The organism is Cytobacillus firmus NBRC 15306 (genome assembly GCF_001591465.1).
Classification (GTDB): Bacteria; Bacillota; Bacilli; order Bacillales; family Cytobacillaceae; genus Cytobacillus; species Cytobacillus firmus.
The window spans coordinates 1-11,243 of the sequence record NZ_BCUY01000100.1 but is presented as its reverse complement, the minus strand read 5'-3'; the positions used below and the strand labels follow the sequence as shown (position 1 = coordinate 11,243).

The following is an 11,243-nucleotide window of genomic DNA, read 5'->3' as shown; positions in this document are numbered from 1 at the left end:
ACTTATTCTAATAAAATGATTTGTAAAAGGGTAAACATTTATTAATAAGAAATAACTGAACATATAAAAAAAGCCGAAATTTTTCGGCTTTAAAAAGTTTCTACCAGATTTATATAGATTTGTTTCGATTCATTGGTATTTTTTCTGTTTTCTTTAAGGGAAGATTCAATGGCTTCTCTGGTAACTACGGGAAAATCAAAATGACCGCATGTTGTACATTTTTGGAATAAGCTGCCGGCAACATTCACTTCAATGCCATCAATTGTCCGGAAAACGGCTGGCCCATCTGTTTCAGCAAATCTGTGACGGCAGTGACTATGTTCTTGCATAAAAGCTTCCCTCCAAGAAAAATATTATTTTCCTCATTATTATAAAGGAAATATTCTGAACTTTAAAGTAATTTACCCATAACAGTTTATTCCAGCAGGGGTCATTTTGAATCAATACATGAAATATTCAAAAAAGTGTTGACTATTAGCGGTTTACTGTAGTAAAGTTTAGAGAAAATTTAATATTTGATTTCTTATCCAGAGAGGTCGAGGGTAAGGCCCGACGACGCCTCAGCAACCAGCAATCGCATTTTGATTGAAAAGGTGCTAATTCCTGCAAGTTTTTTAGAAACTTGAAAGATAAGAAGAATGGCTGTTCACATTAAAAAGTCTTCTTCTTATAGAAGGCTTTTTTTATTTTAAAGAAGGAGTGTTTACCAGCATGTACAATATTGACACCAAATTAGCGCAAATCGGAAACAGGAGCGAATCAGCAACAGGAGCAGTCAATCCACCTGTATACTTTTCAACCGCCTACCGCCATGAAGGCATTGGCCAGTCAACTGGCTTTGATTATAGCCGAACAGGCAATCCTACCCGCCAGCTGCTTGAAAAGGCAATCGCCGATCTGGAAGAAGGCGACCAGGGCTATGCCTGCAGTTCCGGAATGGCAGCCATTCTTACGATTCTTTCCCTCTTTAAATCAGGAGATGAATGGATTGTTTCCAAGGATTTATACGGCGGAACCTATCGTCTGCTTGAACAGGGCTTCAAAAAATGGGGACTGCAGAGCAAATATGTGAATACGAGCACTCCGGAAAGTGTTGAAGCGCTTATCACTGAAAATACGAAGGCTATATTCCTGGAGACTCCCACTAATCCGCTGATGGAAGAGACAGACATTCAGTTGATAGCTGACATCGCGAAACAGCATAATATTCTACTGATCGTGGATAACACGTTTTATACCCCCCTTCTTCAGCAGCCGCTAAAGCTTGGAGCTGATATTGTCATCCATAGTGCAACAAAGTATCTTGGAGGCCATAATGATGTCCTTGCCGGTTTAATTGTCGCAAAAGGCAAACAGTTATGTGAGGATCTTGCCATGAACCACAATGCTGCAGGTGCAGTCCTTAGCCCATTTGATTCCTGGCTTTTGATCAGAGGCATGAAGACACTCTCTCTTCGCATGGAACGGCATGAGAAAAATGCCCGGGAATTAGCGGCTTTCTTATCAAACCACGCTGCCGTAACGGATGTTCTTTATCCAGGCAAAGGAGGAATGATATCTTTCCGGGTCCAGGATGAATCCTGGGTGAATCCTTTTCTGCAGAGCCTCTCCCTCATCTCCTTTGCTGAAAGCCTTGGCGGAGTCGAGAGTTTTATAACATATCCCGCAACACAGACGCATGCTGACATCCCCGAAGAGATCCGTATTGAAACAGGTGTCTGTAACAGGCTTCTGCGTTTCTCGGTTGGAATCGAAAATGCAGAAGATTTGAAGGCGGATCTTGAACATGCTTTTGCAAAAGTTGTTAAGGAGGCAGTACGATGAGTACGAATTACACATTCCAAACGAAATTGCTTCACAATAATCATAAATTCGACCCGGAAACAGGAGCTGTCAGTGTACCGATCCAGCATGCATCCACTTTCCATCAAAAAGATATAGATGCATTCGGAAAATATGATTACAGCCGCAGCCTGAATCCAACAAGGGAAGCACTTGAGGAAGTAATTGCCGAGCTTGAAGAAGGGATTAGAGGGTTTGCCTTTTCTTCTGGAATGGCTGCCATTTCCACAGCATTCCTCCTCTTGTCACAGGGTGATCATGTGGTCATTACAGAAGACGTATATGGCGGAACCTATCGCATGACAACAGAAGTCCTGTCCCGTTTTGGCATTGAGCACACATTTGTTGATATGACAAATCTTGAGGAAGTAAAAGAAGCAATCCGTCCCAATACGAAAGTTTTCTATGTAGAGACTCCTTCCAATCCGCTGCTGAAGGTGACAGATATACAGGCCATCAGTTCAATGGCAAGACAGCATGGAGCCCTGACATTTGTGGATAATACTTTCCTTACCCCTGCCCTTCAAAAACCGCTCTCTTTAGGTGCAGATATAGTGCTGCACAGCGCAACCAAATTTTTATCCGGACACAGCGACGTCGTGGCTGGCCTGGCGATTGTGAAAGATCCGGAATTAGGTGCAAGACTTGCTTTTCTCCAGAACTCCTTTGGAGCTGTTCTGGGTGTTCAGGATGCCTGGCTTGTGCTGAGAGGCATTAAAACTCTGCAGGTAAGGCTCGATCAGTCTGTGAAATCAGCTGAGAAGATTGCCCGTTTCCTTCATGATCACCCTGCAGTAAAAAAGGTTCATTATCCCGGTTTTGCAGAACATCCCGGCTATGACATCCAGAAAAAGCAGGCTGTGAACGCTGGTGCGGTCTTATCTTTTGAACTTGAAGATGAACAGTCGATGAGAGTATTTGTGGAAAATGCGAAAATTCCTGTTTTTGCAGTAAGTCTGGGAGCAGTTGAATCCATTCTCTCCTACCCTGCCAAAATGTCGCATGCAGCCATGCCTGCACCTGAAAGAGAACAGCGCGGAATAACAGACAGTCTTCTCCGTCTTTCCGTTGGCCTGGAGAGCCCAGATGATATTATAGAAGATTTCAAGGCAGCTTTATCTGCTGCCGGTCAAACAAAGCATTCGATTTTACAGCGGGGGTGATACTTTGAGTTTCTTAAATAAATTAAAGAATGAAATCATCATAGCAGATGGCGCGATGGGAACTCTTCTGTACTCCTATGGTACCGACAGCTGTTTTGAGGAATTAAATCTATTACAATCAGAACAGATCCAGCACATCCATGAAGCATACATAGGCGCAGGGGCTGAATTGATCCAAACAAATACGTATGCTGCGAATTATCTGAAGCTTCAGCGGTATGGGCTTGAAGACTCTGTGAAAGAGATTAATAGTGCAGCAGCACGGATTGCCAAAAAAGCTGCCGCGGAACGTGCATATGTTGCTGGTACAATCGGCGGGATCAGGGGATTCAAGCCCAACATGATTACACTTGAAGAAATAAAAAGAAGCTTCAGGGAGCAGCTTTATTGCCTGCTGCTTGAGAATGTAGATGGTATTTTGCTTGAAACCTATTATGACCTGGAAGAGCTTGAGACTGTCCTTGCCATAGCCAGGAAAGAAACTGATTTGCCGATTATCGCACAGGTGTCTCTTCAGGAAGCGGGTGTGCTTCAGAACCAGACTTCTATCGCTGATGCTTTAGCAAAGCTTGAAGGCATTGGTGCGGATGTTGTGGGAATCAATTGCAGGCTTGGCCCCCATCATATGCTGAAAACGCTCGAAAGTGTGCCTTTGCCAAAACATGCCCATTTATCTGCTTATCCAAATGCCAGTATTCCAGCTTATACGGACGGCAAATTTCATTATGAAGGTGATGCGGAATATTTCCGGCAGTCCGCAATAGAATTCCGGAATCAGGGTGTCCGCCTTCTTGGAGGCTGCTGCGGAACAACACCTGACCATATCAAGGCGTTTGCTGATGTATTAAAAGGACTTCCACCAATCGAAGAAAAAGAAATTAAGGCAGTTAATAAAGTTATAGTTTCAGAGAAACCGGAATCATCCAGAGAGCTCCCTCCTCTTCAGGATATTGTCAGGGAAAGGCCTTCCGTAATTGTTGAGCTGGATCCCCCAAGGAAGCTTGATACTTCACGCTTTTTCGAAGGTGCAAAAGCATTGAAGGAAGCCGGAATAGATTCTATTACACTTGCAGATAACTCCCTTGCTTCCCCCCGGGTATGCAACTCTGCGCTTGGATATCTCGTCAGGCAGCAGACAGGATTGCGCCCGCTTGTTCATGTGACCTGCAGGGATCGGAATATAATTGGACTGCAATCCCATTTAATGGGTCTGCACGCACTTGGATTAAATGATATTCTTGCCGTAACGGGTGATCCTGCACGTGTCGGTGATTTTCCAGGAGCATCTTCTGTATATGATGTCTCATCATTTGAATTGATCAGTATGATCAAGCAGTTAAATGAAGGGTTATCTTTTTCAGGGAAAGATCTCGGCCAGAAAGCTGCCTTTTCAGTTGCAGGGGCTTTTAATCCCAATGTCCGCTCATTGGAAAAAGCTGTTGGACGGCTTGAAAAGAAAATTGAACATGGTGCAGATTATTTCATCTCGCAGCCTGTTTTTTCTGAAGAGAAGCTGCTGGAAGTTCATGAGGCTGTGAAAGATTTAAAAGCACCTGTTTATATAGGCCTAATGCCTCTTACCGGCAGCCGGAATGCAGAGTTTCTTCATAATGAAGTTCCGGGAATCAAAATTTCCGACAGTATTAGAAGCAGGATGGCTTCATTGAAAGATGATCCTGCACAGGCTGGAACTGAAGGCATAGCTATTGCCAAGTCGCTGATCGATGCCGCGGCAGAGCTGTTTAATGGCATTTACCTCATCACTCCATTTATGCGCTATGAAATGACTGTTGAACTATCAAACTATGCCCGTGAGACAACCGAACGGCTTTCAAGGAGGAAACAACATGCATAAACCATCACTGCAGGAGCAGATAAAAAAGAAAATCCTGATCATGGATGGAGCAATGGGCACCATGCTGCAGAGGGCCGATCTTACCGCGGATGACTTTGGCGGCGAAGAATATGAAGGCTGCAACGAAAATTTAAATATAACAGCTCCTTCGGTGATCGAACATATTCATCTTGAATATTTAAAAGCCGGCGCAGATATTATTGAAACCAATACCTTTGGCGCAACCAGCATTGTTCTGGCAGATTACGATCTGGAAGAAAAAGCTTATGAACTAAATAAAATTGCTGTTGAAATTGCCAGGGAAGCTGCAGACCGCATTTCAACTCCTGAATGGCCAAGATATGTGGCTGGTGCCATGGGACCTACGACGAAGACGCTGAGTGTAACCGGCGGGTCTACATTTGAAGAAATGATTGCGGCTTATGAAGAACAAGCCAGAGGGTTAATTGACGGTGGAGCCGATCTTCTTCTCCTGGAAACCAGCCAGGACATGCTGAATGTGAAGGCTGGATTTATCGGCATTGAAAAGGCATCAAAAAAGACGGGAATAAAGCTGCCGCTCATTGTTTCCGGAACAATTGAACCGATGGGCACAACCCTTGCAGGCCAATCGATTGAAGCCTTTTATATTTCGCTTGAACATATGAACCCTCTGGCAGTTGGACTCAACTGTGCGACAGGGCCCGAATTCATGCAGGATCATATCCGTTCTTTGTCAGGATTGGCATCCACAGCAGTCAGCTGCTATCCCAATGCAGGATTGCCTGATGAAGAAGGACAGTACCATGAAACTCCGGAATCACTGGCGAGCAAGCTTGAGGGCTTTGCCAAGGAAGGCTGGCTGAATATTGTCGGCGGCTGCTGCGGAACCACCCCTGAACATATTCAGGCGATTGCTGAGTCGGTTAAAGATTATAAACCCAGGAATTATGAGGGGAATTCAGTGCATAAAGTTTCTGGAATTGAACCTCTGATTTATGATGACCCGACATTAAGGCCCATTATGGTCGGCGAGCGCACAAATGTAATTGGCTCACGCAAGTTTAAAAGACTGATTGCTGAAGGAAAGTTCGAAGAAGCTGCTGAAATAGGCCGTGCACAAGTAAAAGGCGGTGCCCATGTTATTGATATTTGCCTTGCAGATCCTGACCGTGAAGAAATGCAGGATGTTGAAAACTTTATCAAGGAATTAGTAAAAAAAATTAAGGTTCCGCTGGTCATTGATTCAACTGATGAAACGGTTATCGAGAAGGCCCTCACCTATTCACAGGGGAAAGCCATCATAAATTCCATTAATCTGGAGGATGGCGAAGAAAGATTCGAAGCTATAGCTCCTCTCATTCATCGATATGGTGCAGCTGTGGTAGTAGGTACGATAGATGAAGTCGGAATGGGTGTTACGGCTGAACGTAAACTTGAGATTGCAAAGCGTTCTCATGATTTGCTTGTAAATAAATATCATATCCCGCCTCAGGATCTTATTTTTGACCCCCTCGTCTTCCCTGTCGGCACAGGGGATGAGCAATACATCGGGTCTGCAAAGGCAACGGTAGATGGAATCAGACTTATTAAAGAGGCACTTCCGGAGGTTCAAACCATTCTGGGAATCAGTAATGTTTCATTCGGCCTCCCTCCTGTCGGCAGGGAGATATTAAATTCAGTATTTCTGTATCACTGCACTCAGGCAGGCCTCGATTATGCGATAGTGAATACAGAGAAACTCGAAAGATTTGCTTCTATTTCAAAGGAAGAGGTCTTAATGGCTGAAAAGCTGCTTTTTGAAACTACTGATGAATCACTTGCCATTTTCACTGATTTTTACCGGGATAAGAAGAAAGAAAGCAAAAGTGTTCTTCCGGATATGACACTTGAGGAACGCCTCGCTTATTATATTCTGGAGGGAACAAAAGAAGGGCTCCTGCCTGATCTTGATCTGGCCCTGCAAGCATACCCTGCTCCTCTTGATATCATTAATGGGCCTTTAATGAACGGAATGAAGGAAGTCGGGAGATTGTTCAATGATAATCAGCTGATTGTCGCAGAGGTTCTGCAGAGCGCCGAGGTTATGAAAGCATCTGTCGCTTATCTTGAACCGCATATGGAAAAAGGTGAAGCCCAATCTTCATCCAAGGGGAAAATCATCCTGGCAACCGTTAAAGGCGATGTTCATGATATAGGGAAAAATCTTGTGGATATTATTTTAAGCAATAATGGATATGAAGTGATAGATCTGGGAATCAAGGTCTCCCCTGCTGAACTGATTGAAAACATCAGGCGTGAAAACCCGGATATGGTCGGCCTTTCAGGTCTCCTTGTTAAATCTGCACAGCAGATGGTCATTACGGCCCATGACATGAAACAGGCAGGTATCGATATTCCGATTTTAGTAGGCGGTGCCGCCCTTTCAAGGAAATTTACTGATACTAAAATTTCCAAGGAATATGACGGTCTCGTGCTGTATGCCAAAGATGCTATGAACGGTCTCTCTTTAGCCAATCAGCTTCAGGAGCCTGAAGAAGCTGAGAAACTGCGAATCCAGCAGGAAGAAAAACAGGCTGCAGCGCTTAATGCGGTACCTTATGACCGCGGATCAGTGGCGGTTGCAGTAAAGCCTAAACCAACAGTAAGCACACAAGTACCTGTATTTGTTCCAAAAGATTTAAAAAGGCATTTGCTGAAAACCTATTCCCTTTCACATATTGAACCCTATATTAACAAGCAGATGCTTATTGGCCATCACCTTGGCTTAAAAGGAAACCTGCAAAAGCTGCTTGAGGAAAAAAATGAAAAAGCCATTAAAATTAACGCAATGGTTGATGAACTGATTTCTGAAGCAAAAGAGAAAAACTGGATTGAGCCAAAAGCAGTTTATCAATTCTTCCCTGCCCAGTCAGATGGCGATAAGGTGTTTATTTATGCTGAGGATGAAAAAACAGTCATCGAGACATTTGAGTTTCCGCGCCAGGAATCAGAGCCATTCTTATGTCTGGCAGATTTCCTTAAATCAACAGAAAGCGGTCAAATGGACTATGTTTCCTTCTTTACTGTGACTGCCGGGAAAGGAATACGCGCTATTGCAGACCGTTTAAAAGCTGAAGGCAGATTCCTGGAAAGCCATGCCCTGCAGTCGCTGGCTTTGGAGACGGCTGAAGGCCTTGCTGAGCTGATCCATCGCCAGATCCGCGATCGCTGGGGATTTCCTGATCCGGTTGAAATGACGATGAAAGACCGTTTTGCAGCGAAATACCAGGGGCAGCGCTTTTCGTACGGCTATCCTGCTTGCCCTGATCTTGAGGACCAGAAAAAGCTGTTTAAGCTTATACAGCCTGAGGATATCGGTGTTCAGCTTACTGAAGAATGCATGATGGAACCTGAGGCTTCTGTATCTGCAATGGTGTTTGCCCATCCGGAAGCCAGATATTTTAATGTATTGAGATAATAAGATACCCGGCAGGTAAAATGGCCGGGTATTTGCCTTTCCCTCCTCACAGCCTATACAATGAATACATAGCAAGGAGGGAGATTTTTATGAATGAGCTAATTTGCTGATCTTCGCGTATCAATCCTGACAACTCTTTCAGTTTGTGAATCAAATTCAATATCAATGTATAAACCGAACTCTTTGCCGCCATCTTCTATCCATAGCTTGAACCTTTCGATATCTGTTGTTTGTCTCTTTTCTCTGCCGATATGCAGGTAGTCAAGTATCTTAGCCCTGGGGTATTTCTCTTTTGCCGTTTCCATAGCATGTCTGCCCCATTTTGCATAGGCTGGTTCCGGTCTCTCTGCATACGCTTCTTCAGTGATTGCCCGAATGGGAATGTATTCTGTTAAGAACATCAATACCATAAGGCTGATCATTAATTTCTTCATCTTAAACCTCTTTCCGGGAAGTATCCTAATCGCTATTGACACTATTCATAGTTTCTTCCTTCATCCGTTCTTCCTCTTCTTCCACACAGATATAAGCAATTTGTTCTTCCATTAGATGATGGAGAATATCTTTTTCATCCGTACAGGAAACGTCTTTTCTTTTTTGCATTTTGATCTCTCCTCTCCCTTGTTCATAAGTTTTTTTAAAATTCATTCGCTAACTTGGATAACACTTTTTTATCCACAAATGCCAAATGAAAAACATACATAAATATTGATTTCATCAGGAACAGAATAAATTTACCCCACCTTTATTTTAAGGTTTTGTATTTAAAGGAAATTTATTCATCCCTTTTGCCGGGTCTGATGAATTTTTAAAAAAATGCTGGGAAATCGTGTTTTGAAAGTTCCAATATGTGTAATAGATTAACAAGCAAAGAAGGAGTTGATCAGCATGCTGACAATGTACAAGTGCAAGAATTTCAATAAAACAGGTAAAATTCTGCTTCCCAGCAAGTGGCGCAGCCAATTTGGTCTTTTGCCTGGAAAACTGGCTGATCTACGCCTCGATCATGATCAAATTATTATTGAAAGAGCCAATTTGGAATCAACCCACAATAAAAGACTTATTTCCGAAAATGGCTCCATCCATATCCCAAAAGAACTTCAGCAGCTGATGGATATATCAGAGGAAGAAGAATATTGCCTGTTTATTGATGAGGAAGATAAGAGTTTTGTCCTAAAGATGATTTCAGAAAACTAAAAAGCTGCAGCCAGTTTCTCAGCAGCAGCTTTTTAGCAGATATATTTTCCCGTCAGATTCGTAAGTGCCATGCAAAACTTATCCCAGCCATTAGGGAATGACTGTATCCCCTGACTCTCAAAAATATTTTCCTTCGTAACCAGCTTAATGGACCATGTCACACTATCCATTAAAATCCCTGGATTTTTATATTCCTTCTGCCACTTCCAAATTTTCAGCCGGTATAATTCTTTCTTAAATTCTTCAATGCTTCCTGACGCTTTCGGCAGCTCATTTCTTGATGAAAACGAACTTAAATGCCATTCAAAATAATCAAAACGCCCATTGATGAAATCCACTTCAATTTTGTACCATGGCCCAGGATAACTGCCAAGACTGACGCTCAAAAGGATGGGATCTTTATCAGGATCAATCGTGACAATATTATTTTTAATATGGAACAGCTCTCTTTTCCTGCTGATGACTGATTTTACATGTGATAATTCAACAGATTTCGCGCCGGTTCTCTGAAAATTACTCACCCTATTCATTTCATCCAGCAAAGAAGGGATGGAAATAGCCCCCTTTTTCTCCAGGATATCTAAAATATTCTCGAAAATACTCATTTTTTCTTCCTCCATCAAAAACCAGGGTAGATGTAACACTAAGATAGTTATTTTCCCTAATATCCTTTTTTCAGCCTGTGCAAACATTCTTTCGTACTTAAGGGACTGATAATGAATAAATTGTGCCTGCTCATTGCACGCTAATGATGGGAGGTGCAGCCATGGATCCAATAAAACCAGGAAGCAAAAAGCTGCCGGATTTCGAAGAACTGGATGATCGGATGATTGCCGGACATACTTCGGGGCCGACACTTGTGATAAAGACCAATCTAGATCCGGAAAATTCGACTGAAGACAATCCTTACTTTAAGAATAAAGCTGAAACGGATACAAAAGAATTTCGGGATTATTTTGAGGAGTAAAAGCAAACCGGCAGGCTTTGTGCCTGCCGGTTTGCTGCATTATTTAGAAATCGAAGTTGTCAGGGTCCGGACCTACTCGTCTATTTTCATTTAAGCTGCTGATTTTGTCCATATCTTCTGAAGAAAGCTCAAAGTCAAATACATCAGCATTTTCAATGATGCGATGTTCTTTTATTGACTTTGGTATAGTAACAATACCGTTCTGAAGATCCCATCTTAAGATAACCTGTGCAACCGATTTGCTGTACTTTTGGGCAATTTCCTTCAGTGCTGCGTTTTCAAGAAGCTCTCCTTGTGCGAGTGGTGACCATGCTTCTATCTGAATGTCCTGATTCCTGCAGAAGTCCCTTAGTTCAGACTGGCAGAGTAAAGGATGAAGCTCCACCTGATTGACCATCGGCTTTATCTCAGCATCCTTCATTAGATCCTCCAGGTGATGAATCTGGAAGTTGCTCACACCAATTGCCTTTACTTTCTTCTCTTTATAAAGAGTTTCGAGTGCTTTCCATGTTTCTTTATATTTCCCTTTCACAGGCCAGTGGATCAGGTAAAGATCGATATACTCAAGACCAAGCTTATCACCTCTTTTTAGCAATTGGAGTACTGGATAATTTTCTCACATTCTTTTCAGTTATCAAAATCTTATGCTTAGTAATGAAGGTTTTGGCTGATGTTTGTCTAAGAATAATCTTAAACTGTGATTTATATCACGTTTAAGCTAGAATAACTTCTATATAATGACAATAAAGTGAAACTTCAATCAATGGGGGTGTTCCTTAT

Annotated in this window: 10 protein-coding genes, 1 pseudogene and 1 riboswitch; of the genes and pseudogenes, 6 read left to right on the top strand and 5 right to left on the bottom strand. The window is 42.7% G+C overall.

What is annotated here, in order from left to right:
- Positions 1-89 precede the first annotated feature (89 nt).
- On the bottom strand, positions 90-329 hold the full coding sequence (locus BFI01S_RS19135; protein WP_061794025.1) for a hypothetical protein: 240 nt from the start codon (positions 327-329) through the stop codon (positions 90-92).
- A gap of 191 nt (positions 330-520) precedes the next feature.
- Positions 521-636: riboswitch (SAM riboswitch) on the top strand.
- 75 nt (positions 637-711) lie between these two features.
- Between BFI01S_RS19135 and BFI01S_RS19130 the strand changes: the two genes are divergently transcribed.
- The 4 genes from BFI01S_RS19130 to metH are packed head-to-tail and all read left to right on the top strand — an operon-like array spanning position 712 to position 8,299.
- Positions 712-1,824 carry a methionine biosynthesis PLP-dependent protein gene (locus BFI01S_RS19130; protein ID WP_061794024.1) on the top strand — a complete coding sequence of 371 codons (1,113 nt, stop codon included), beginning with the start codon at positions 712-714 and terminating at the stop codon, positions 1,822-1,824.
- Positions 1,821-3,005 (top strand): cystathionine beta-lyase, encoded by a 1,185-nt coding sequence (metC, locus tag BFI01S_RS19125; protein WP_061794023.1) that lies wholly within the window; start codon positions 1,821-1,823, stop codon positions 3,003-3,005. Before BFI01S_RS19130 ends, metC begins: the two co-directional genes overlap by 4 nt.
- A gap of 4 nt (positions 3,006-3,009) precedes the next feature.
- Positions 3,010-4,860 carry a bifunctional homocysteine S-methyltransferase/methylenetetrahydrofolate reductase gene (locus BFI01S_RS19120; RefSeq protein WP_061794022.1) on the top strand — a complete coding sequence of 617 codons (1,851 nt, stop codon included), beginning with the start codon at positions 3,010-3,012 and terminating at the stop codon, positions 4,858-4,860.
- Complete coding sequence (metH, locus tag BFI01S_RS19115) at positions 4,853-8,299, top strand: methionine synthase (RefSeq protein WP_061794021.1); 3,447 nt, start codon at positions 4,853-4,855, stop codon at positions 8,297-8,299. The genes BFI01S_RS19120 and metH overlap by 8 nt, the downstream gene beginning before the upstream one ends.
- A 98-nt stretch (positions 8,300-8,397) precedes the next feature.
- On the opposite strand, the gene BFI01S_RS19110 is transcribed toward metH, so the two are convergent.
- Both BFI01S_RS19110 and BFI01S_RS23550 read right to left on the bottom strand, forming a co-directional pair.
- On the bottom strand, positions 8,398-8,733 hold the full coding sequence (locus tag BFI01S_RS19110; RefSeq protein WP_061794020.1) for a DUF3889 domain-containing protein: 336 nt from the start codon (positions 8,731-8,733) through the stop codon (positions 8,398-8,400).
- Positions 8,734-8,758: 25 nt separating this feature from the next.
- Positions 8,759-8,902 carry a hypothetical protein gene (locus tag BFI01S_RS23550; protein WP_169799790.1) on the bottom strand — a complete coding sequence of 48 codons (144 nt, stop codon included), beginning with the start codon at positions 8,900-8,902 and terminating at the stop codon, positions 8,759-8,761.
- 285 nt (positions 8,903-9,187) lie between these two features.
- Here BFI01S_RS23550 and BFI01S_RS19105 point away from each other — a divergent pair, with 285 nt between their 5' ends.
- Positions 9,188-9,496 carry a hypothetical protein gene (locus BFI01S_RS19105; protein ID WP_061794019.1) on the top strand — a complete coding sequence of 103 codons (309 nt, stop codon included), beginning with the start codon at positions 9,188-9,190 and terminating at the stop codon, positions 9,494-9,496.
- A 32-nt stretch (positions 9,497-9,528) separates the two neighbouring features.
- Here the strand turns inward: BFI01S_RS19105 and BFI01S_RS19100 are convergent, their stop codons facing one another.
- Positions 9,529-10,101: a hypothetical protein gene (locus BFI01S_RS19100; protein WP_061794018.1), complete on the bottom strand. Its 573-nt coding sequence runs from the start codon at positions 10,099-10,101 to the stop codon at positions 9,529-9,531.
- Between the two features lie 161 nt (positions 10,102-10,262).
- Between BFI01S_RS19100 and BFI01S_RS19095 the strand changes: the two genes are divergently transcribed.
- A complete protein-coding gene (locus BFI01S_RS19095) occupies positions 10,263-10,463 on the top strand; it encodes a hypothetical protein (protein ID WP_061794017.1) in 201 nt (66 codons plus the stop codon).
- 43 nt (positions 10,464-10,506) lie between these two features.
- Here the strand turns inward: BFI01S_RS19095 and pgoN are convergent.
- Positions 10,507-11,043, bottom strand: a pseudogene (gene pgoN / locus BFI01S_RS19090) (glyoxal/methylglyoxal reductase); the annotation flags it as partial.
- Positions 11,044-11,243 lie beyond the last annotated feature (200 nt).

Excerpts from the sequence above, each read along its gene's own strand:
- BFI01S_RS19135 (WP_061794025.1), bottom strand. The coding sequence starts at position 329 with ATGCAAGAACATAGTCACTGCCGTCACAGATTTGCTGAAACAGATGGG.
- BFI01S_RS19100 (WP_061794018.1), bottom strand. The coding sequence starts at position 10,101 with ATGAGTATTTTCGAGAATATTTTAGATATCCTGGAGAAAAAGGGGGCT.
- BFI01S_RS19130 (WP_061794024.1), top strand. The coding sequence starts at position 712 with ATGTACAATATTGACACCAAATTAGCGCAAATCGGAAACAGGAGCGAA.
- BFI01S_RS23550 (WP_169799790.1), bottom strand. The coding sequence starts at position 8,902 with ATGCAAAAAAGAAAAGACGTTTCCTGTACGGATGAAAAAGATATTCTC.
- BFI01S_RS19095 (WP_061794017.1), top strand. The coding sequence starts at position 10,263 with ATGGATCCAATAAAACCAGGAAGCAAAAAGCTGCCGGATTTCGAAGAA.
- BFI01S_RS19110 (WP_061794020.1), bottom strand. The coding sequence starts at position 8,733 with ATGAAGAAATTAATGATCAGCCTTATGGTATTGATGTTCTTAACAGAA.
- metH (WP_061794021.1), top strand. The coding sequence starts at position 4,853 with ATGCATAAACCATCACTGCAGGAGCAGATAAAAAAGAAAATCCTGATC.
- BFI01S_RS19105 (WP_061794019.1), top strand. The coding sequence starts at position 9,188 with ATGCTGACAATGTACAAGTGCAAGAATTTCAATAAAACAGGTAAAATT.
- metC (WP_061794023.1), top strand. The coding sequence starts at position 1,821 with ATGAGTACGAATTACACATTCCAAACGAAATTGCTTCACAATAATCAT.